General features: G+C 65.5%; 22 protein-coding genes and 2 tRNA genes. 21 read left to right on the forward strand and 3 right to left on the reverse strand.

Features of this window, described 5'->3' with window-relative positions; translation table 11 throughout:
- Positions 1–158 precede the first annotated feature (158 nt).
- From VCS63_RS08610 to VCS63_RS08620, 3 genes are all read left to right on the forward strand, one after another.
- Positions 159–1,367 carry a CaiB/BaiF CoA transferase family protein gene (locus VCS63_RS08610; protein WP_063642145.1) on the forward strand — a complete coding sequence of 403 codons (1,209 nt, stop codon included), beginning with the start codon at positions 159–161 and terminating at the stop codon, positions 1,365–1,367.
- A 75-nt stretch (positions 1,368–1,442) separates the two neighbouring features.
- Positions 1,443–2,402 (forward strand): Bug family tripartite tricarboxylate transporter substrate binding protein, encoded by a 960-nt coding sequence (locus tag VCS63_RS08615; protein ID WP_063642144.1) that lies wholly within the window; start codon positions 1,443–1,445, stop codon positions 2,400–2,402.
- 25 nt (positions 2,403–2,427) lie between these two features.
- Positions 2,428–3,396, forward strand: coding sequence for a hydroxymethylglutaryl-CoA lyase (locus VCS63_RS08620; protein ID WP_323879321.1), 969 nt, complete (start codon positions 2,428–2,430; stop codon positions 3,394–3,396).
- On the opposite strand, the gene VCS63_RS08625 is transcribed toward VCS63_RS08620, so the two are convergent.
- Positions 3,380–3,817 carry a universal stress protein gene (locus tag VCS63_RS08625; protein WP_042796652.1) on the reverse strand — a complete coding sequence of 146 codons (438 nt, stop codon included), beginning with the start codon at positions 3,815–3,817 and terminating at the stop codon, positions 3,380–3,382. The genes VCS63_RS08620 and VCS63_RS08625 overlap by 17 nt on opposite strands.
- Before the next feature lie 181 nt (positions 3,818–3,998).
- On the opposite strand from VCS63_RS08625, the gene VCS63_RS08630 reads away from it, so the two are divergent.
- Positions 3,999–4,613, forward strand: coding sequence for a DUF4202 domain-containing protein (locus tag VCS63_RS08630; protein ID WP_323879322.1), 615 nt, complete (start codon positions 3,999–4,001; stop codon positions 4,611–4,613).
- A gap of 145 nt (positions 4,614–4,758) precedes the next feature.
- Here VCS63_RS08630 and VCS63_RS08635 read toward each other — a convergent pair.
- A tRNA-Ser gene (locus VCS63_RS08635) sits at positions 4,759–4,846 on the reverse strand.
- A gap of 116 nt (positions 4,847–4,962) precedes the next feature.
- Here VCS63_RS08635 and VCS63_RS08640 point away from each other — a divergent pair.
- From VCS63_RS08640 to VCS63_RS08655, 4 genes are all read left to right on the forward strand, one after another.
- Positions 4,963–5,940 carry an NAD(P)H-quinone oxidoreductase gene (locus VCS63_RS08640; protein WP_042796653.1) on the forward strand — a complete coding sequence of 326 codons (978 nt, stop codon included), beginning with the start codon at positions 4,963–4,965 and terminating at the stop codon, positions 5,938–5,940.
- Positions 5,941–6,080: 140 nt separating this feature from the next.
- Positions 6,081–6,827 carry a triose-phosphate isomerase gene (gene tpiA, locus VCS63_RS08645; RefSeq protein WP_042796654.1) on the forward strand — a complete coding sequence of 249 codons (747 nt, stop codon included), beginning with the start codon at positions 6,081–6,083 and terminating at the stop codon, positions 6,825–6,827.
- A gap of 21 nt (positions 6,828–6,848) precedes the next feature.
- On the forward strand, positions 6,849–7,325 hold the full coding sequence (gene secG, locus VCS63_RS08650; RefSeq protein WP_042796655.1) for a preprotein translocase subunit SecG: 477 nt from the start codon (positions 6,849–6,851) through the stop codon (positions 7,323–7,325).
- A gap of 160 nt (positions 7,326–7,485) precedes the next feature.
- Positions 7,486–8,388: a MurR/RpiR family transcriptional regulator gene (locus VCS63_RS08655; RefSeq protein ID WP_232033759.1), complete on the forward strand. Its 903-nt coding sequence runs from the start codon at positions 7,486–7,488 to the stop codon at positions 8,386–8,388.
- Here VCS63_RS08655 and VCS63_RS08660 read toward each other — a convergent pair.
- Complete coding sequence (locus VCS63_RS08660; RefSeq protein ID WP_323879326.1) at positions 8,382–9,221, reverse strand: HAD-IIA family hydrolase; 840 nt, start codon at positions 9,219–9,221, stop codon at positions 8,382–8,384. The two genes, VCS63_RS08655 and VCS63_RS08660, sit on opposite strands and share 7 nt — an antisense overlap.
- A gap of 229 nt (positions 9,222–9,450) precedes the next feature.
- Between VCS63_RS08660 and VCS63_RS08665 the strand changes: the two genes are divergently transcribed.
- The 13 genes from VCS63_RS08665 to VCS63_RS08725 all read left to right on the forward strand — a co-directional run bounded on the left by VCS63_RS08665 (position 9,451) and on the right by VCS63_RS08725 (position 21,402).
- Entirely contained in the window at positions 9,451–10,386 is a 936-nt protein-coding gene (locus VCS63_RS08665) for a phosphate/phosphite/phosphonate ABC transporter substrate-binding protein (RefSeq protein WP_063642141.1), read from the forward strand.
- Between the two features lie 23 nt (positions 10,387–10,409).
- Entirely contained in the window at positions 10,410–11,246 is an 837-nt protein-coding gene (locus tag VCS63_RS08670) for a phosphonate ABC transporter ATP-binding protein (RefSeq protein WP_323879330.1), read from the forward strand.
- An 11-nt stretch (positions 11,247–11,257) separates the two neighbouring features.
- Entirely contained in the window at positions 11,258–12,250 is a 993-nt protein-coding gene (gene phnE, locus VCS63_RS08675; protein WP_323879333.1) for a phosphonate ABC transporter, permease protein PhnE, read from the forward strand.
- 85 nt (positions 12,251–12,335) lie between these two features.
- Positions 12,336–12,506: a hypothetical protein gene (locus VCS63_RS08680; protein WP_165609263.1), complete on the forward strand. Its 171-nt coding sequence runs from the start codon at positions 12,336–12,338 to the stop codon at positions 12,504–12,506.
- 37 nt (positions 12,507–12,543) lie between these two features.
- Complete coding sequence (locus VCS63_RS08685; RefSeq protein ID WP_164793346.1) at positions 12,544–14,799, forward strand: phosphocholine-specific phospholipase C; 2,256 nt, start codon at positions 12,544–12,546, stop codon at positions 14,797–14,799.
- A 171-nt stretch (positions 14,800–14,970) separates the two neighbouring features.
- A complete protein-coding gene (locus tag VCS63_RS08690; RefSeq protein WP_042796660.1) occupies positions 14,971–15,912 on the forward strand; it encodes a LysR substrate-binding domain-containing protein in 942 nt (313 codons plus the stop codon).
- 81 nt (positions 15,913–15,993) lie between these two features.
- A complete protein-coding gene (locus VCS63_RS08695; protein WP_323879335.1) occupies positions 15,994–17,391 on the forward strand; it encodes a VOC family protein in 1,398 nt (465 codons plus the stop codon).
- Complete coding sequence (locus VCS63_RS08700) at positions 17,388–18,563, forward strand: alpha-hydroxy acid oxidase (protein ID WP_112966547.1); 1,176 nt, start codon at positions 17,388–17,390, stop codon at positions 18,561–18,563. The genes VCS63_RS08695 and VCS63_RS08700 overlap by 4 nt, the downstream gene beginning before the upstream one ends.
- A gap of 98 nt (positions 18,564–18,661) precedes the next feature.
- Positions 18,662–19,651, forward strand: a complete 990-nt coding sequence (locus VCS63_RS08705) for a Bug family tripartite tricarboxylate transporter substrate binding protein (protein WP_042796662.1) — start codon at positions 18,662–18,664, stop codon at positions 19,649–19,651.
- A 166-nt stretch (positions 19,652–19,817) separates the two neighbouring features.
- Positions 19,818–19,902, forward strand: a tRNA-Leu gene (locus VCS63_RS08710).
- Between the two features lie 310 nt (positions 19,903–20,212).
- Positions 20,213–20,656: an Hsp20/alpha crystallin family protein gene (locus tag VCS63_RS08715; RefSeq protein ID WP_149065089.1), complete on the forward strand. Its 444-nt coding sequence runs from the start codon at positions 20,213–20,215 to the stop codon at positions 20,654–20,656.
- Between the two features lie 34 nt (positions 20,657–20,690).
- Positions 20,691–21,077, forward strand: a complete 387-nt coding sequence (locus VCS63_RS08720) for an Hsp20/alpha crystallin family protein (RefSeq protein ID WP_042797589.1) — start codon at positions 20,691–20,693, stop codon at positions 21,075–21,077.
- 55 nt (positions 21,078–21,132) lie between these two features.
- The gene (locus tag VCS63_RS08725; protein WP_042796663.1) at positions 21,133–21,402 is read left to right on the forward strand and encodes a hypothetical protein; all 270 of its coding nucleotides are present in this window, start codon (positions 21,133–21,135) and stop codon (positions 21,400–21,402) included.
- The last annotated feature ends 16 nt before the right edge of the window (positions 21,403–21,418 follow it).

Genomic DNA, 21,418 nt, shown 5'->3' on the forward strand with positions numbered 1-21,418 from the left:
CCGGACGTTCCCAAACGAGAATGCCCCCGTGCTCAAAGACCGCTACCCGCCAGCGCGCCTTGCCGCCGATGATGGAGGCATAGGGGCGGCGGCATGGCCGGCATGCATCGGCTTTGCCGCCGCCTGTCTTCATTGCGTCAGGCCCCAAGGATATGCAGATGGCAGCAACACCGGCTTCACCCTACCTGGACAACAGCGAATTGCCGCTGCGCGGCATCAAGGTGCTGGAGTTGTCTCACATGATCATGGGGCCGGCGGCAGGCCTGGCGCTGGCCGACCTGGGGGCCGAAGTGATCAAGGTGGAACCGATAGAAGGCGACCGCACGCGGCGCCTCAAGGGCTCGGGCAGCGGCTACTTTCCCGTCTTCAACCGCAACAAGCAAAGCCTGGCCATCGACCTGAAGGCGCAGGAAGGGCAGGCCGTGGTGCGCCAGCTGGCGCTGCAGGCCGACATGGTGGTGGAGAACTTCCGCGACGGTAGCCTGGCCCAGTATGGGCTGGACTACGCGTCCCTGTCGGCCGAGAACCCCGGCCTCATATACGTTTCGCTCAAGGGCTTTCTTTCCGGTCCCTACAAGCAGCGCACCGCGCTCGATGAAGTGGTGCAGATGATGGGCGGACTGGCCTACATCAACGGCGGCGCCGACACTCCGCAGCGCGTGGCGGCTTCGGTCAACGACATCCTGGGCGGCACCTTCGGCGTGGTGGGCGCGCTGGCGGCGCTGCACGACCGCCACGCCACGGGGCGTGGCAGGCACGTGCGCTCCGGCCTGTTCGAGAACAACCTGCTGCTGGTCGCGCAGTTCATTGCACAGTTCCAGCTGACGGGCGCGGCGCCCAAGCCCATGGGCGCGGAACGCCGGCCTCCCTGGGGCGTGTACGACGTGTTCGAGACAGCGGACGGACGCGTGTTCGTCGCCGTCGTCGGCGATGCGCAATGGCGCAATTTTGCCCAGAAATTCCTGCCCCCCGAATGGGCCGCCGATCCGCGCCTGGCTACCGCCGTCGATCGCGAGGCGGCGCGGCCCTGGCTGGTGCCAGGGGTGGGCGAGATCCTGAAGCACTGGAAGACCGACGAGCTGTGCGCGGCCCTGGAAGCCGCCGGGCTGTCCTATGGGCCGATACGCCAACCGCACGATCTGCTGGACGACGCGCATCTGAACGCCGGTGGGGCGCTGCTGAAGACCCGGCTGCCGGAGGGCGGCGAGATCTCCGCGGCTGCGCTGCCCATCGAATTTGACGGGCTGAAAGCCGGCAAGCGTTTCGATCCGCCGCGGCAGGGCGGCGATACGCAGGCCATCCTGCAGGGGCTGGGCTGCGATGCCGCGCGTATCGAAGCCCTGCGCAGCGCGGGCGTGATTGCATGAACGGGCGGTAGCGCCCGATACCTGTCGAGGCGGCGCAGACCGCCAAGACATCCATCAAAGAGGAGACACGTCGAGATGATCCGCAAACTGTTTGCGGTGGCCGCGCTGGCCGCCGCCTGTGCCGCGCACGCCCAGGACTACCCCAGCAAGCCCATTCGCATCATCATCCCGTCCACGCCGGGCGGAGGCACCGATTACATCGGACGCCTGATGAGCACCAAGCTGCATGAACTGAACGGCTGGTCCGTCATCCCCGAGAACAAGCCGGGGGCGGGTACGGCGCTGGGGCTGGCCGAAGCGGCGCGGTCGCCGGCCCAGGGCTACGACCTGGTGATCGGCCAGTCCGATAACGTCACGCTGATTCCCCTCCTGATGAAAGTGTCGTACGACCCGGTCAAGGATCTGGCCCCGGTGGCGCTGGTGGCCACCACGCCCATGGTGCTGCTGGTGTCCGAGAGTTCCCCGTACAAGACCTTGCCGGACGTGATCGACGCGGCCAAGAAGGACCCCAACAAGATTTCCTACGGTACGTCGGGCACGGGCGGGGGCGTGCACATCGCCATCGAAATGCTGCAGCACGCGGCCGGCTTCAAGATGCAGCACGTGCCATACAAAGGTTCCGCGCCGGCGCTCGCGGACCTGATGGGCGGACACCTGCAGTTCGCGGGGTCCTCGATCTCGTCGGCGGCGACGCTGATCAAGTCCGGCAAGGTGCGCGCGCTGGCGGTCACCTCGCCCAGGCGCAATCCGGCACTGCCCGACGTGCCCACGGTCGCGGAGCTGGGCTACAAGGACTTCAGCGTCGTGACCTACTACGGCGTGCTGGCGCCCGCCAAGACGCCGCCGGCCATCGTGTCGCGCCTGAACAGCGACTTCAACAAGTTGCTCGCACGCAAGGACGTGCAGGAAGCCCTGGCATCGCAAGGACTGGAAACCGATCCGGTCTCCACCGAGCAATTTGCCGCGCTGATCCAGTCGGACATCGGCAAGGCGAAGCAGACGATCGAGAGCGCCGGCATCGTGGTGCAGCAGTAGCGCGGGAACGAAAACAGGACAGCAAATGAACCAGGAAGTCAGGCTTTGCGAGGTGGGACCGCGCGACGGTTTGCAAATGGCCAAGGGCATGATGTCCGCCGCCGACAAGCTGCGCTGGATTCGGCAGCTTGCCGATGCCGGCCTGCGCGAGATCGAGGCGGGCAGCTTCGTGTCGCCGAGGCTCGTGCCGCAGATGGCCGACACCGGCGCCATTCTTCCCGACGTCCTGAAGATCGATGGCCTGACCGTGGTTGCGCTGGTATGCAACCTCAAGGGCGCCATCGCCGCCTACGAGGCTGGCGCCCATGCGTTGTCGTTTCCCGTCTCGGTCAGCGACACGCATAGCCGCGCCAACGTGGGCAAGGGCACCGACGCCCAGGTGGACGTGTTGGCCTCCATCGTCGATTGGGCGCGGGCGCAGCCGCGGCCCATGCGCATCGATGCCGCGGTCGCCACCGCCTTTGGCTGTTCGCTGGAGGGCACGGTGCCCGTGCGCCGGGTGGCGCAGGTCGCCGCCGCTACCGCGCTGGCCGGGGCCGACGAGATTGCGCTGGCCGATACCGTGGGCTACGCGCACCCGGGCCTGGTGCGCATAGCGGTACGTGCAACGCAAGATGCCGTGGGCGCGCGGCTGGTCAAGCTGCACCTGCATGACACCATGGGGCTGGGGCTGGCCAATGCCCTGGCCGGCCTCGACGAAGGCATCCGCGCCTTCGATTCCTGCCTGGGTGGCTTGGGCGGCTGCCCCTTCGCGCCCGGCGCGTCGGGCAATATCGTCACCGAAGACCTGGTCTTCATGCTGGAGAGCATGGGGTACCGCACGGGTGTGGACCTGTCCCGGCTGTTGGAGGCCCGCCCGCTGCTGGCGCAGGCATTGCCGCAGGAAAACCTGCGCAGCGGCGTGGCGGCTGCCGGCATACCCAGGACCTACGGCGCGCGGGCTCCTGTCCCGGTCCCGAGTGCGAGCGACGCTCGCCTTAGCGGTACACGATGACCGGCAGCGTCGAATGCGCCATCACTTTTTGCGTCTGGCTGCCCAGCAATACGGCCGCCAGCCCGCCGTGACCGCGTGACGCCATGGCGATCAGGTCGCAGCCCTGGGTCATGGCGACGTCGATGATGGTCTGCGCCGGGTCGTTGCTTTCGCGCATTTCGGCGGTGCAGGGCACGCCTGCGGCGCTGGCCTGGGCGCTTGCTTGCGCCAGGTAGGTCTTGGCCGATTCCGTGGCCTCGCGCGCGTATTCCGTGTGCACACCTTCCAGGTGCACGGTTTCCATGGAGGTGGGGCGGAAGGCGCTGTACACCGTCAACACCGTTACGCTCGCGCCCAGGGCGCGGGCGAGGCCCAATCCTTGCGCCAGGCCGGCATAGGCCCGCGCGGATCCGTCGATGGGGATGAGTATGTGCTTGTACATGACTACCTCCTGAGGGTGGGGAGGGCGGCGCGGGTCCGGGCGGCCCTAGGAGCGTGAACAGCGGCAGCTATCCCCATACTACGCCTAGTCGCGGCGTTGGGCGAACCGTGAAGAAATAGCCCGTTGTCGTCCCTTACACTCTGGGAACCGCGCTCTGACCGATGACGCAACAGGAGGCCGCATGGACTTTTCGCCCACGCCGATGAAGGCGGACGACGCGCCGCTGCAGCGCGCCCTGCAACTTTTCGACGACTACAACCGGCGGGATCCCAACCTGGCTGACTGGAACGGTGCGGCGCATCCGCGCGAATGGCTGCATGCGCAGTTCCTGCATGGCTGGGTGATGAAGCTGGCGCCGCAGGCCGGTATTGCCTTGCGCCTGGCTGCTCGTTGCCAACATATCGGACGCTGGGAGGTGCCGCGCGATGCCTGTCCGGCCGGCAGGGCAGGCTATCTGCAATGGCGCAACACGCTCAAGGAGCATCACGCCGCCATTGCGCAACGCTTGCTCGCGCAGGCGGGCCATGACGCGGAAACCATACAAGCGGTATTGAAGATTGTGCGCAAGCAGGGCATCAAGCACGATCCCGACGTCCAATGCATGGAAAACGCGCTGTGCCTGGTATTTCTTGAGCACCAGTACGAGGAGTTCTGCGACCGCTATCCGGACAAGGTGGTGGCGGTGTTGCAGAAGACTTGGAACAAGATGGATGACGCCGGCAGACAGATTGCCGCAACGCTGCCGCTCAGCGAACGGGGGCGGGGTTATTTGAAAACGGCGCTGGCGGGTGGGTAAGGAAGGGGAGCTTGTGACGAGCTTCGCCTTCCTCGGGGTGCACACCTCGGGGTGAACATGTTCCTGCCGCGGCTGCATGCTTACGGCAGCCTTTGGGACACATACACCTTCCGGGGCGGCGATGCGCAGCTGGCATCGGATGTTCTGGCGGAAGCGGTGAGATTCGAACTCACGAACGGTTGCCCGTTGCCGGTTTTCAAGACCGGTGCAATCGACCACTCTGCCACGCTTCCTGGTATTGCGTATATTTCCGGTGATCCGCCCATCAGGCAAACAATCTACCTGGCCGGGAACACGATACGCCGTAAAGGGCGCAATAATAATCCATTTGCTGCAAAGGAGGCACGCGATGCACGCCGTAGAAATCTCTCGCCCCGGTGGCCCGGAGGTCCTGGTCCCCGTGGAACGCCCCACGCCGGAAACCGGCGCGGGTGAAGTCCTGATCAAAGTGAGCGCCGCGGGCGTCAACCGTCCCGACGTGTTCCAGCGCAAAGGCAATTACGCGCCGCCGCGCGGCGCCTCGGACCTGCCGGGCCTGGAAGTGGCGGGCGAAATCGTCGGCGGCGACCTGGCGGGCAGCGGCTTTGCCCTGGGCGACAAGGTCTGCGCCCTGGTGGCGGGCGGCGGCTACGCGGAATACTGCGTCGCGCCCGCCGCGCAATGCTTGCCCATTCCCAAGGGCCTGTCCGACATCGAGGCCGCAGGCCTGCCGGAAACCTACTTCACCGTCTGGAGCAACGTGTTCGACCGCGGCCGCCTGTCCGAAGGCGAGGCGCTGCTGGTGCACGGCGGCGCCAGCGGCATCGGCACCACGGCGATCCAGCTGGCCCGCGCCATGGGTCACAAGGTCTACGCCACGGTTGGCAGCGACGACCGGGCCCGCGCCGTGGAAGCGCTGGGCGCGGATCGCGGCATCAACTACAAGACCCAGGATTTCGTGAAGGAAGTGCTGGACGCCACCGGCGGACGCGGCGTGGACGTGATCCTGGACATGGTGGCCGGCGACTATATCGCCCGTGATATGCAATGCCTGGCCGATGACGGCCGCATCGTGATCATCGCCCAACTGGGCGGCGCGCACGCCAATGTGGACACCGCCCAGGTCATGCGCCGCCGCCTGACCATCACCGGCTCGACCCTGCGTCCCCGTCCGGTGGCCTTCAAGGGCGCGATCGCGCGCGCCCTGCGCGAGCACGCCTGGCCCCTGCTGGAAAAAGGGGCCATCAAGCCCATTGTGCACGCCACCTTCCCGCTGGCCGAGGCCTCGCGCGCCCATGCCATGATGGAAAGCGGTGAAAACATAGGCAAAATCATCCTGACCATGTAAGAAATGGGGGGACGCTCGGCGTAGCGTCCCGCAACAGGATACAATCACGGGTTTCGCCTGGAATTTTTTCCAGGCAGGCCCGTGGGCGGTTGCTACGCAGCCCTTGGCTCGCCCAGTCCAACCGATACAGATACCTCGCCATGACTTCAGTCGAAAACCGCGCCCGCCTCGTGCTGGGCAACTGGAAGATGCACGGCAACCTGGCCGAGAACGCCGCGTTGCTGACGGAGCTGCGCGCCGCGGATGCTGCTAGCCACTGCGAAATCGGCGTCTGCGTGCCGTTTCCCTATCTCGCGCAAGCGGCTTCGGCCCTGACCGGCAGCAGCGTGTCCTGGGGCGCGCAAGACGTCAGCGCCCATGAAAAAGGCGCCTACACCGGGGAAGTCTCCGGTGCCATGCTGAAGGAATTCGGCTGCCGCTGGGCCCTGGCTGGCCACTCCGAGCGCCGCGTGCTCCACGGTGAAACCGACGAAGCCGTGGCTGCCAAGGCCCAGGCCGCGCTGGCTGCCGGCCTGACGCCGGTCGTCTGCGTTGGCGAATCCCTGGCCGACCGCGATGCCGGTAACACCCTGGCCGTGATCGAACGCCAGTTGAAGCCCGTGCTGGCGCTGGGCGCCGAGGCGGTTTCGCGCATGGTCCTGGCTTACGAGCCCGTCTGGGCCATCGGTACCGGCCGCAGCGCCAGCCCCGAGCAGGCGCAGGAAGTCCATGGCGCGATCCGCGCCGCTCTGCGCGCGCTGGGCGCCGCGCAGGTGCAAGTGTTGTACGGCGGCAGCGTCAAAGCTGCCAACGCCGCCAGTTTGTTCGCCATGACTGATATCGACGGGGCCCTGGTCGGCGGCGCGTCGCTCGTGGCCGAAGAATTTTTGCGAATCGCCGCCATCTAAGTTTCCGTTCCGGAGTCTGTAATGCCCTTGATGCTCAAAATCCTGCTGGCCGTCCAAGTGATCTCGGCGCTGGCTATCATCGTCCTGGTCCTGCTGCAGCAGGGCAAAGGCGCCGACATGGGGTCCGCTTTCGGCAGCGGCTCCGCCGGCAGCCTTTTCGGCGCCACCGGCGCGGCGAACTTCCTGTCGCGCGCGACCAAGTGGGCCGCCGTGGTCTTCTTTGCCTCCACCGCCGGCCTGGCTTATGTCAGCCACAAGGGCACCAGCGGCCCCGCCGTGGATTCCGGCGTGATGCAGAGCTACCCGGCTGACCGCTCGGTTCCGCAAGTGCCGGGCGCCGCGCCTGCCCCCGCCGGCGCATCGTCGGTTCCTGGCGCCTCTTCGGTCCCCGCCGCGCCGGCCAAGCCTGACGCCTCGGTGCCCTCGGTACCGGCTGCCCCGGCAGCTCCGGCCGCAGGCGACAAGCCGACGGAAGCGCCCGCGACGCCTGCGAAGTAAGCCACAGCAAACGGAAAGGCCGGCACATGCCGGCCTTTTTCATGGGCGCGGCCCGCCAGGACATGCTGTCATCCGCGGTCGGTAGCATGCGCGGTCGCCACGCCGGATGCGGGTAGGGTATCGTTGCCTTCGCATCCGGTTTCCGTTTTTCTATCCCGCCATGGCCACATCCAAACGCTCTTCCCGCACGCCGTCAGCCGCCGATCCGCAGCGGGGCTCGCCGCAGGCCATGCTGTCGCGCATCCAGAGCTTGTTGCCCTCGATGGGAGCGGCCTCGCAGCGCATCGGAGAATTCGTCATACGCCACCCGGCCGAGGTGGTGCACATGTCGGTCAGCGAGGTGGCGGAACGTACCCAGTGCAGCGAAGGCAGCGTGGTGGGTTTCTGCAAGCTGCTGGGCGCCACGGGTTTTCAGCAACTGAAAATCGCGTTGGCCCAGCAGATCGTGCAGCCGGTGCAGTACATCCACGAAGACCTCGCTGCCCAGGATTCGCCCGCGCAGGTGGTCAGCAAGATATTCCACAGCAATATCCAGACACTGCAGGAAACTGAATCGGTGCTGGACGTGGCCGCGTTATCGGCGGCGGTGGATCTGATCCGCAGCGCCCGCCGCGTGGAAATCTACGGTATCGGCAGCTCGGCCGTGATCGCGCACGACGCGCACTACCGCATGCTGCGCATCGGGCTGCATGCCACCGCCGTTACCGATTCCCACGTGCAGGCCATCAGCGCTTCGTTGACCGGGCCGGACGTTGCGGTGCTGACCATCTCGCATTCGGGCAGCACGCATGAAACCGTGTTGGCAACGCGGCTGGCGAAAGAAGCCGGCGCGCGCACGATCTGCATCACCAATTTCGGCAAGTCACCCATCCAGGAACATGCGGACGTGGTGCTGCACACCATGTCGCGCGAGACGCGCTTCCGCACCGAGGCGATGACCAGCCGGCTGGCGCAGCTTGCCATCATCGACACCCTGATCGCCTGCCTGGCCCTGTCGGATTACGACAAGGCCGTCTCCACGCTGCGCAGCACCTTCGACGTGCTGTCGAACAAGCGCTACTGATCGCCCTCGATGCCCGCCGGCAGTTCATGCCGGCGCGCGCATGCGCTGTCCAGCAGCGCGGCCACGTCCGGCGCATCCGCGTGGGGCGCATTACCGACCAGCAGATAGCCGATGCCCAGGCGTACCGCGCCCAGCGCATCGGTGCGCACGTTGTCGCCGATGACCGTCGCGTCGGCCGGCGTCAGGCCCAGCCGGCGCAGGCCTTCCTCCAGCAGCATGGCGCCGGGCTTGCCCAGTATGCGCGGGCGCGCGCCGGGCGCGCACGCCAGCACCGCCTGCAGCAGCGCGCCCGTCTCGGGGACGACAGCCCCTTGCGGGCCGGGGTGGGTGAGGTCGCCATTGCTGACCATCAACGCCGCGCCTTGCGCAAGCTCTCGCGCCAGGGTCTGCAAGGTGCCATAGCAAAAGGCAAGATCGCGCGCCAGCAGCACGATGTCCGCGTTGCGGGACACCAGCTTCAAGCCCAGGCCGGCGGCGCAGGCCTGCAGCGCCTCCGAGGCGCAGAGCATCAGCCCGGCGCGCGGATGCTGGCGGGCGATATGGCGCAAGGCCTGTTCACCGGCCAGGACCAGTGCTTCGGCCTGTACCGGCAATCCCATTGTGCGCAGGCGCGGCGCCAGGCCCGCCGCCGTATCGGTGGAGTTGTTGGACACGATGACGTAGCGCCCCGCCCAGCGGGTCAGTAGTTCGCTGGCGCCGGGTATCACCTCATGTCCGCGTATCAAGGTTCCGTCCAGATCCAGGATCAGGCCGCGCGAGCAGGCGGTCCAGGGCGGTTGCGCGCTTGAGGTTTGCGGCGAGGAAGAGAGGGAAGTGCTGGCAATGCGAGTCATGGATCGGCGAGTGGGCGTCGAAACGCGTGCGGGTTGAGGGATGGGGCGTCGCGACGATTCGGGCATCCCCGGCGGCTGTGATTCTATCTGAACAAAATTCAAAAAATCATTTTTTTGATTTGAGAAATTTTCATTTGCCTGTCATGTGCGGTGACTAATCTGCGTTCCGGAATCAGGGCCGCGCTTCTTGCGCCCCGATGGCAACTTCCCCAAGACCAGGACCAATCAAATGAAAATCCGTACTTGCGCGCCCGCTCTGGCGCTGCTTTCCCTGCTCGCCTCCGCGCCTCTCGCGCAAGCCCAATCCCTGGCCGACGGCTCGCAACAGCGCCCGCTGCGGGTACTGCTCATTCCCGCGGATGGCGGCACCGAGTCGGGCACCAAGGCCGACTACGCTCCGATCTTCAACGCCATCACACGCAGCACGGGCCTGCATTTCCAGTTGACGGTGGGCCAGTCCTACGGCGCCGTAGTGGAAGGCATGTGCAATCAGCTGGCCGAGGTCGCATTCCTTGGCCCGGTCTCTTATGTGCAGGCGCATGAACGTCAATGCGCGCAATTGCTGGCCGTGGGCGTGCAGAAGGGCGAATCCGCTTACTACGCCGCGATGTTCGCCAAGGCGGATTCGCCGATCAATACGCTTGCCGACCTGAAGGGCAAGCGTGCCGCATTCGGCGACGTGAACTCGGCCTCCAGCTTCACCTTCCAGGTGGCGTCCATGATCAAGGACGGCATGGACCCGGCCAAGGACCTGGCGGCATTGCAACTGACCGGCAGCCATGCCAGTAGCCTCGCCGCGCTGGTGCAAGGCCAGGTCGACGCGGCTGCGTTGTCGTTCGATTCCTTCGACAAGGCCGTGCGCCAGGGCGCGGTGGATCCGAAGTCGGTGAAGGTGATTTTCAAGAGCGAGCCCATTCCGTACCCGCCGCTGGCGATGAACACCAAGCTGCCGGAGTCGCTGAAGGCCACGCTCAAGCAGGCATTCTCCACGGTGCACCAGGCGCCTGGCGTGACTCCCGACATGGTGCGCGGCTATGGCGGCGCCAAGCTCGACCGCTTCGATACCGAGTTTTCCGAGGCGCAGTTCGCTGGTCCCGCGTCGAAGATGGCTCTGCTGACCGACGAGATCAAGGGCGAGATCCTGCAGAAGGCGGCACAGCGGTGAACGCCGGCGCAATGGAAATGGACATGCTGCGCTACCAATCCGTGGGCATGCGCTACGCCGATGGGACTGCCGCCCTGGATTCGGTTTCGCTACGGGTGCCGCGCGGCCAGTTCTGCGTGATCCTGGGCGCCTCGGGCGCCGGCAAATCGACGCTGCTGCGCATGGCCAACGGGCTGACTACGCCGACCCAAGGGGAAGTGTGGGTCGATGGCAGGCAGGTCCAGGCATCGACGCTGGCAGCCCTGCGGCCCAGGATCGGCATGGTGCATCAGCACTTCAACCTGGTGTCGCGGGCCACGGTGGCGACCAACGTGCTGTCGGGCGCGCTGCCCGGCCTGCCCGCATGGCGCGCTTATCTGATGCGCTTTCCGGCAGAGCTGCGCGAGCGCGCCTGCCAGTTGGTGCGAGAGGTGGGCCTGCAGCCCGAACATCTGCAACGCCGCGTCAGCGAATTGTCCGGCGGCCAGCAACAGCGTGTGGGCATCGCCCGCGCTTTTATGTTGGCCCCCGCCTTGTTGCTGGCCGACGAACCCGTGGCCAGTCTGGACCCGCGCATCAGCCGCGACATTCTGGAACTGCTGCGCAATCAGGCGCGCGAACGCGGCGCGACGGTGCTATGCAGCCTGCATCAAGTCGACCTGGCGCGGGAGTTCGCGGACCGCATCGTTGCCTTGCGCCACGGCGTCATGGTGTTCGACGGACCGGCCAGCCAGTTCGATGAGGCCACCGCCCGCGCGCTGTATCAGGCCGCGCGGGCGGAAATCGCCGACGTGTCGCCCGGATTGGCGAGCCCTGGCGCTGCCGGCCCCCGCACCGCGCCAACGATACGGCCGGTGGCTTTGTCCGCGGGAGGCGCCTAATGAACTCTCACGTGGAAAACACTGCATGGCGCCTGGATCCGCCCTACGGCGCCCGGACATTGTTGATTGTGATTGCGGCGCTGATGTTGTTCCTCTACACCGGCCAGCGGGTGGAGATGGGCCGCATGGCGGCGTTGACCCTGGACGGCGCGCTGGCTGCGGTCGGATTGAAGAAGCAGTCCCAGGTCACCTCTGGCCTGGGCGCCCTGGCCGACAACTTGTTCCCGCTACAGGTTTCGTATCGCACGGAGACCTCCCGCATCGAAGGCTTCAATCCCGAGAAGCTGCCCTGGCTGTCGCGTGTGGAAACGGTGCAGATGACCGAAAGCCGGCTGAATCCGCACACGCTGAAAATGGAAAACGAGGTATCCACGCAGACCTACCTGGTGGAACCGTTGGGTTATTTGTGGCGGGTGGCGGTCAAGATGGTCGAGACGTTCGAGATCGCGATCTGGGCGACGCTCCTGGCCGTGTTGGGCAGCCTGCCGCTGGCCTATTGCAGCGCGCGCAACTACGCACCCAACCGGCTGCTTTACGTGGCGGCGCGGGCGCTGGTCAGCATGTTCCGCGCCATGCCGGAACTGATATGCGCGCTGTTCCTGGTGCTGGCCTACGGCTTTGGCCCGATTGCCGGGGTGCTGGCGCTGGCCATTCATTCGATGGGATTCCTGGGCAAGTTCTACGCCGAGGATATCGAGACAGCCGACACCAAGCCGCAAGAGGCGCTGGCCGCAATCGGCGCCAGCAGGCCGCGCGTGCTGGCCTACGCCGTGCTGCCGCAGGTCCTGCCGAAGTTCACCGGCTACACGCTCTACATCCTGGACCGAAACGTGCGCATGGCCACGGTTGTCGGCCTGGTGGGGGCGGGCGGCATCGGGCAGGAATTGAAGGGCCGCTATGACATGTACCAGTACGCCCACGTCGGGACCATTCTCGTCGTGATCTTCATCACTGTGTTCTTGCTGGACCAGGTTGCCGCGCGCTTGCGGCGCCGCTTGAGCTGAGCCGGCGCGGCGGCCCGCCGGCCGTCGCGCCTCGATAGGTTTCCTGCCGGACCGACCCGGCAACGTTCCCTGACCAGGAGTTTTCATGACCCCGTACTTTGCACTGGGCCGCGCCCTTGTTGCGGCCATCGCCCTGAGCCTGACCCTTGCCGCCTGCGGCGGCGACGACGACTCGGATGACGACACGGCCTCGCCGCCCGAGACCGAACAGCCCGAACCGCAGCCGCCTCAACCGCAGCTGCGCTGCGCGCCTTGAACAGTCGTTCCGCCCAACCCAACGCATGAGTAGCCCCATGACCAAGACCCCTATCTCGCATTCCGCCAGCGCGTCCCCGTCCTTGCCGGGCCGCCGCCAGTTCTTCCGCGCATCGGCCCAGGCGGCTGGCGCCCTCTCGGCGATGGCGTTGCTGCCCGCCTCGATCCAGCGCGCGCTGGCGATTCCCGCAGCGGTCGACAGCGGCACGATCAAGGACATCAAGCACATCGTGATCCTGATGCAGGAGAACCGCTCGTTCGACCACTATTTCGGCACCATGCGCGGCGTGCGTGGCTTCGGCGACCGTTTTCCGATTCCGTTGGCCACGGGCAAGTCGGTGTTCTTCCAGCCCGACCCCAAGGGTGGCCAGGATATCCAGCCCTTCCGCCGCGATTCCCGAACCAGCAACGCGCTGATCGGATCGGGCACGCCGCACAATTTTCCCGACCAGCAGGCAGCCTGGAACCAGGGAAAGATGGACCAGTGGATCCAGTTCAAGAACCAGGCAACCATGGGCTTTTTCATGCGCGAGGACATTCCGTTCCAGTTCGCGCTGGCCGACGCTTTCACTGTCTGCGATGGCTATCACTGTTCCATCCTGACCGGCACCGACCCGAACCGCATCGTGTTCTGGTCGGGCGCCAACGCCAATCCCGAACTGCGCAAGCTGGGCGTCAATTGCACGGACACCGACTCCGAGCCCGTCAACTCGCGCTGCTGGCCCAGCCCCTCCAACTGGGTGGCGGGCCGCGCGCAGGAGGTGGACGGCTCTGGCCAGATCGACCCGGTGACCGGCGCCTACAACTACAAGTACAAGAACAGCGCCTTCAAGTGGGACACCTTGCCCGATCTGTTGCAGCGTGCGGGTGTCAGCTGGCACATCTACCAGAACATGAACAACAACTGGACGGGCGCCATGCACGGCTGCCTGGCCTTCCAGAGTTTCCGCACCGCGCAGCCCGGTTCTCCCCTCTATGAGCACGGCCTGACGGGCGGCCCTGAAAAGAACGACGGCGCCGTGAATTTCCTGGCCCAGCTGAAGCAGGACGTGGCCAATGGCACTTTGCCGGAGGTGTCGTGGGTGTTGCCGACGCAGGCGCTGGCCGAGCACCCGGGCAGCAGCGAAGGCGTGGCCGGCGCGGCCGACTTCATTGCCGACGTGCTGGATGCGCTGACCTCCAATCCCGACGTCTGGAGCAAGACTGCGCTGTTCGTGACTTTCGACGAGAACGACGGCTTCTTCGACCATGCGGCGATGCCCGCCGTGCCATCCTTTGACGCCAACGGCGTGCTGATGGGCAAGTCCACCGTGCCGCTGGAGGGCGAGTACTTCGATGCTTCGGTCGGCAATTACCTGAAGGCCGAGGACAGCATCACCGGCAACATCCGCCCGTGGGGCCTGAGTTCGCGCGTGCCGATGTACGTGGTGTCGCCGTGGAGCAAGGGAGGCTGGGTCAATTCGCAAGTGTTCGACCACACCTCGGTAGGCCGGTTCCTGGAGCAGCGCTTCGGCATTCAGGTGGACGCCATCAGTCCGTGGAGCCGCGCAGTCTGCGGCGACCTGACCACCTGCTTCGATTTCGCCAACCCGAATGACCCGAGCGTTCCCAAGCTGCCTGACACGAGCAACTATCCCGCGATCAACGCGGCCCAGAAGCTCCTGCCGACCACGGCGGTGACCCAGGCGCCCGCCATCCCGCAGCCGCTGTACCAGGAGACCGGCACGCGGCTGTCCCGCGCGCTGCCCTATGAACTGCACACCAGCGCCCGGCTGGGGCAGGACGGCGCCGTGGAGCTGCTGTTCAGCAACACGGGCGAAGCGGGCGCCGTGTTCCACGTCTACGACAAGCGCAACCTGGACCTGATTCCGCGACGCTACACCGTTGAAGCGGGCAAGACGTTGTCCGATACCTGGACCGGCGGCGACTACGACCTGTGGGTCTACAGCAGCAACGGCTTCGTCCGGACCTTCGCTGGCAACACGCAGCGCGGCACGGCCCTGGAAGTGCAGGTCTGCTACGAACCCGCCGGCAGTGCGTTGTACGTGAAGGTTTCCAACCGTGGCACGGCCCGCCTGCAGGCAACGTTGCAGTCCAACGCCTACCGCACGGACGGCCCCTGGACGCTGGCGGTCGAGCCGGGCGCGGTGGCCGAACACCATTGGTCCATCAAGGAAAGCGGCAATTGGTACGACTTCTCCGTGACCGCCGAAGGCTTCGAGCGCCGTTTCGCCGGACGCATGGAGAACGGGCGTCCCGGCGTCAGCGACCCGGCCATGGCGCTGCATCTGTGACCGTCCAGGCATAAGCGGCCGGGCGCGCATCGGGGTGCGTGCCCGGCCGGCCCAGAACAACAAACGGGTCGGATACCAGTGGTAAGGCGGGGCCTGCGATAATGCCGCTTGCGCGGCGGGCTGCCAAGCGTTGCAGCCCGCCGCCAGCACAGGCATACCCGGATCGGCCCCATGGAAAAGCGTTTGATGCCATCGATGATGGCGCTGCAATGTTTCGAGGCGGTGGCGCGGCACATGAGCTTCACGCGCGCCGCCGAGGAACTGCACATGACCCAGAGCGCGATCAGCAAGCAGATCGCCCAACTGGAGGCGCTGCTGCGCAATCCGCTGTTCTTGCGCGTGCGGCGGCGCCTGCAGCTGACGCCGGCGGGGGCCTTGTATCAGTCCGAGGTCCGGGCCATCCTGAACCAGGTGGACATGTCCTCTCGGTACATCCTGACCTACGGCAGTGAAACCCAGGTGCTCACCATAGGCACTCAGCCCACTTTCGGCGCGCGCTGGCTGATCCCCCGCCTGCAAGGATTCATGGCCGCGCACCCTGACGTCCAGGTCAAGGTGCGCAGCGAAACCCGGCCTTTCGACCTGATGCAGGCCAAGATCGACATTTCCTTTTTCTTCGGCCACGGCACCCTGCCCGGGGCCCAATGCCGGGAATTGTTCGAGGCCGAGGTGGTGCCCGTATGCGCGCCGGGATTCCTGCCGGGGGACAAGGTGGACAGCCTCGAGGCCCTGAGCGCGCAGGCCCTGATCCAGTGCGCCTCGCGCCCGGAGGCCTGGCACGATTACTTCTCGCACCAGCAATTCCAGTCGGACCGCAGTTATCACGGCCCTCGCTTCGACACTTTCTACATGTGCGTGCGCGCGGCCGAAGGCGGTTGCGGGGTGGCCCTGACGCCGCGCCTGCTGGCCGAAGAGGAATTGCAGGCCGGCAAACTGGTTATTCCCTGGGACTATGTGCAGCCCAGCGACGGCGCGTATTTCGTCGCGTATTCCGAGCACTCGGCCGAAGTGCCCAAGATCAAGCAGTTCGTGGCGTGGGTGGAGGACGAGGCCGCGCGCAAGCGGGAGCGCGACGCCCAGCGGGTGCGGTCCATGAAAAAACGGACTGATTAAGCCGATTTTTTTCATTTGATCGCGGGCGCTGCGCATGATTTCATGCGGGCCATCCTTGTTTACCGATGTGCCGAGCCCGCCATGAGTCAGAATTTCGTCAATCCGGATCAGATCCGCGCCTGGTTCTCCCGCGCCATGTCCGACATGTACAAGTCGGAAGTGCCGCTGTACGACACGCTGCTGGACCTGGTCGCCCAGGTCAATGCCCAGACCCTGGCAGCACAGCCTGAACTGGCCGCGCAATTGGCGCGCACGGGCGAGATCGAGCGCCTGGACATCGAGCGCCACGGCGCGATCCGCGTCGGCACCGCGCAGGAGCTCTCCAACATGCGGCGCGTGTTCGCCGTGATGGGCATGCAGCCGGTGGGTTACTACGACCTGTCGCCCGCTGGCGTGCCGGTGCACTCCACCGCCTTTCGCGCCACTCACGAAGCCTCGCTGCAGGCCAGCCCATTCCGGGTTTTCACTTCGCTGCTGCGGCTGGAACTGATCGATGACGAGGCCTTGCGCGAGAAAGCCGCCCGCATCCTGGCCGCGCGTCGGATCTTTACCGAGCGCGCGCTGGAGCTCGCGGCCCGCCACGAGACGCAGGGCGGCCTGATTGAGACCGATGCCCGCGAATTCGTGGCAGAGGCGCTGCACACGTTCCGCTGGCACAGCGAGGCGACCGTCAGCCTGGACGACTACCAGGAACTGCATGGCCAGCATCGCCTGATCGCCGACGTGGTGGCCTTCAAGGGCCCGCACATCAACCATCTGACGCCGCGCACCCTGGACATCGACGAAGCCCAGGCCGAGATGCCGCGCCGCGGCGTGTCCGCCAAGGCCGTGATCGAAGGCCCGCCGCCGCGCAAGTGCCCGATCCTGTTGCGCCAGACCAGCTTCAAGGCGCTGGAGGAAGCGGTCCGCTTCACCGGCGCCGACGGCCAGTCCGCGGTCGGCAGCCACACAGCGCGTTTCGGCGAGATCGAGCAGCGTGGCGTGGCTTTGACCCGCAAGGGCAGGGCGCTGTACGACCAGTTGCTGGATCTGGCCCGCAGCCGCATCAGCGGCGCGCCCAACGAAGGCAATGCCGCGGCCTACATGCAGAACCTGCAGGACTGTTTTGCCGCATTCCCGGACGACTATGAACAGCTGCACGCCGAGGGGCTGGCCTATTTCCGCTACTTCCTCACCGGCAAGGAAGGGGCCGACCCCGAAGCCAGCGCGCAGGCGCTGATCGCCGAGGGCTACATCCGCTTTGAACCTCTCGTGTATGAGGATTTCCTGCCCGTCAGCGCCGCCGGAATCTTCCAGTCGAACCTGGGCGACAAGGCCCAGGCCGAGTACGCGCTGAATGCCAGCCAGGCGGCCTTCGAGCAGGCGCTGGGCGCTTCGGTGCAGGACGAGCTGGCGCTCTATCAGGACACGCAGGACCGTTCGCTGGCGGCGTGCATGCAGGGGCTGGCCGCGCAGGCCGGCTCGCCGGTGGCCGCATGAGCCGTCTGGACCGTTGCCTGTCCGTGCGCGACTTCGAGCGCGAGGCGCGGCGCATCATGCCGCGCTGCGTCGAAGGCTACGTCTGCGGCGGCACCGAAGACGGCGCTTCGCTGGCCGAGAGCGTGCGCGCCCTGGGCGACGTCGGTTTCCGGCCGCGCGGCTTGCGCGTGGTCGACCAGCGCAGCAGCCAGGTCGAGCTGTACGGCCAAGCCTACGCCATGCCCGTGGGTTTTGCGCCCACAGGCTTTTCGGCCATCGTCATGCATGAATGCGACCTGGCGCTGGCGCAGGTAGCCCAGCAGGCGGCCATTCCCTTCATCATCAGCGGCGCCTCCAGTGTGCCGTTGGAGCGCTTGCAGCAGGCCACGGGCAAGCGTTGCTGGTATCAAGCCTATCTGCCGGGCAATATCGAGCGCATTTCCCGGCTGATGGCGCGGCTGCGCAAGGCCGAGATTCCAGTGCTGGTGGTGACCATAGACACCTGTGTGGGCGCCAATCGCGAGAACCTGCAGAAGCTGTCGTTCACCGTACCCTTCAAACTCAGCCCCAGCGTGATGCTGGACGGCATGCGTCACCCCCGCTGGAGCTTCAACGTCTTCCTGCGCACGCTGCTGGGCAGCGGCATCCCCAGGTTCTCGAACCTGTACGAAGAGATCGGCCCGCCCATCACCCAGGACCCGCCCAACGGCTTTCGCGGCGAGCGCGACAAGCTCTCGTGGGAGCACATCCGCTGGATCCGGGAGAACTGGCCGGGCAAGCTGGTGCTCAAGGGCGTGATGCATCCCGACGATGCGCGGCTGGCCTGCGCGGCGGGCGCCGACGGCGTGATCGTGTCGAACCACGGCGGACGGCAGCTTGATGGCTGCATTTCACCCCTGCAGGCGTTGCCCGATGTGGTGGCCGCCGTGCCGCCGGGCTTTCCGGTCATGGTGGACGGGGGCTTTCGCCGGGGATCCGATGTGCTCAAGGCGGTGGCCCTGGGCGCGCGCATGGTCTTCACAGGCCGGCCGCAGCTCTTCGGCGCGGCCGTGGGCGGCAGCGCCGGCATCCGCAAGGTCACGGAGATATTCCGCAGCGAGATCTCGACCAACATGGCGCTGTTGGGCTGCGCCACGCTGGCCGACCTCACGCCGGACTTGATCGCGCCCTTGCGACCTGCAGGCGCGGCCTGAGGCGGGCGGCGTCGCCGCCCTGGGCAAGACTGCCCGCACAACAACAAAAAAAGGTGGGCATCCCCATGCCCACCCATCCGTTTTCGACAGGAGGAAACATGAAGAAGATCTATACCAAACTGGCCGGCGCGGCAGCGGTGCTTGCCTGCATCGCCAGCGGGCCGGCGCAGGCTCAGGCCGGCGCCTATCCGACCAAGCCGGTGCGCCTGGTCGTGGGCTATGCCCCAGGCGGCACCACCGACATCAGCGCACGGATGATCGCCGACGTGCTGGGCAAGGAGTTCGGCCAGACCTTCGTGGTCGAGAACAAGCCCGGCGCCAACAGCAACATCGGCGCAGAGTCCGTCGCTCGTTCGCCTGCCGACGGTTACACCCTTTTCGTGGGGTCGATCTCCACCGCGATCAACCAGTCGCTCTATTCCAAGATGTCGTACGACGCGCTCAAGGACCTGGACGCCGTCGCCTTGCTCAACGTGGTGCCCAACATCCTGGCCGTCAATGCCAGCGTGCCGGTCAAGTCGGTGCAGGAATACATCGCCTACGCCAAGAAGAACCCCGGCAAGCTCACCTGCGCCTCGCCCGGCAACGGTTCGTCCGCGCACTTGGGCTGCGAGCTCTTCAAGATGAAGACCGGCATTGATATCCTGCATGTGCCGTATCGCGGTAGCGGTCCGGCCGTGGCGGACCTGCTGGGCGGCCAGGTGGATTCCATTTTCGACAACCTGCCGCCGCTGCTGCCGCACGTGCGCGCGGGCAAGCTGACCGGCCTGGCCGTCACCACCGGTACGCGCGTGCCGTTCGCTCCGGAAATCCCCACCATCGCGGAATCCGGCGTGGAAGGCTTCGACGTGGCGGCCTGGTTCGGCCTGTTTGCGCCGGCCGGCACCCCGCCGGAAATCGTCCAGAAGGTCAACGCCGCGATCAACAAGGCCCTGACCTCCGACGCCGCCCTGGCCGCCAGCTACCAGACCAACGGCTTCCTGATGCCCCCGCCGCCCAACACGCCGCAAGCGTTCAAGGCCTTTATGGAAAGCGAAACCCGCAAGTGGGGAGAAGTCGTCAAGGCGACCAACCTGCAGATCAACTGAGAGGCTGGGGGAAAGGGCTGCCCGCGGCCCGCTCCCCTGTCTGCATGCCTGCGGGGGACGGATGGGTGGCGTTGGAACGACAAAGTGCTCCGAAGTCCCCTGATTTTTAAATTGCGTGATAGAATGTTCGACTTTCCAGGAAAGCACGCTTTTCTGGCTTGATTTAGCCGACGTGGTGAAATTGGTAGACACGCTATCTTGAGGGGGTAGTGGCGAAAGCTGTGCGAGTTCGAGTCTCGCCGTCGGCACCAAGAATTTGTCCCAGGTTGTTCCTGGGCGTGTAAAGAACCCGCTTTCTCCATGAGATCGCGGGTTTTTTATTGCCTGCGTTTTGCGCAGCGCACCCTGCCCGGTCTTCGACATTCCGGGCCAGCGCCCCTTCGGAGCGGGCGTTATGAAAAAACCTATTGCGCGCCGCCGAGCCATTTTTCAAATCAAAAATGCAGGGTCTTGAATCCGCGCCGTGAATTCATATACCGGTACTGAGGCGATCGAGTTGCTGGTCGCTCTTGGCGACCGGGCAGGGTCTCGATCCTTCAAGGACTTTCTTGGGAGGAAATTATGGCGAACTACCCTTTCAGCGACAGCGGTGTCGGGTCTCTTTTTGACGCAATCCAGGAGCAGATGGAGCGCGTGCTTGGTAATGCAGCATCGCCAGCCACACTGCGATCATTGCCAAGCGGACGCTTCCCGCCAGTCAATATTGGGGTTTCGGATGATGCTGCCGTGGTCGTCTGCTTCGTCCCCGGCATTGAGCCCGAGACTTTGAAAGTATCCATGGAGAAGGGGCTGCTCACGATCGGCGGCTCGCGCAAAGCGCAGGCTCTGCCCGAGGGGGGGCGCTACTACGCTCGGGAACGTGCCCAGGGCGATTTCACGCGCGTGATCGAGTTGCCCGGCGACATCGATTCGGACAACGTCGAGGCGCGCTACGTCGATGGCTGCTTGATGATATCCATCAAGAAGAAGGAGTCGTCGAAACCGCGGCTTATCGCTATTCAGTGACACCCGCGTAGGGAAGCATCAAGGAGAGATGATCATGAATGAGCGCAACAAACTCGTTGTCGAACAGGACGGTCGCTCCAAAGAGCAACGTCCCGCCACACTGCCGGCAGTCGATATTTTTGAGGATGCGACGGGAGTCACCGTTATTGCGGACCTTCCCGGCGTCACGAAGGAACGGCTGAACGTCAAAGTGGAATCGGAGATGCTGGTCATAGAGGGAGAGGCGTCGGTGCAGGTCCCCAGCGATGTCCGGCTAATCCATGGCGAACTGCGGGAACCGCTATTTCGCCGTTCCTTCAGGTTGGGGCCGGAGTTCGACAAGGATGCGATCAGCGCCAGCCTGAAACAAGGCATCCTGACGCTGCGGGTGCCACGGGTTCGCGAGGCGCAGCCGCGCAGAATCCCGGTGACGGTGCTGTGATTCAATAAGCCCGCCGCAGCGGCGCTAGCCCGCTGCGGCAGGCCGGAGACGCTCTATGAACGAACTCGTCCTTACGGAGCATAAGGGATTTCGCCTGGCCGTCCGAGCCGTGCCGTTACGCTGCCTGGAACAGTTCGGCAATTTGCCCGAAGGGTTTCTTCCGCTGGTTCAGGTCGCCTATTCGACGTTGGTGCTTCTGGATTGGTGTATTCCCTGCCCGCTCACGCCTCGCGATACGCCGACGCGTGCCATTTCGGAAGGCACGGCGTATTTAAAGCTGTTGATCGATTCGGGCCAGATCAGTCACTGCGTTGCTACAACGTAATCGCCGAAAACTACGC

It is taken from the genome of Achromobacter sp. D10, from assembly GCF_035282245.1.
Taxonomy (GTDB): domain Bacteria; phylum Pseudomonadota; class Gammaproteobacteria; order Burkholderiales; family Burkholderiaceae_B; genus Achromobacter; species Achromobacter insolitus.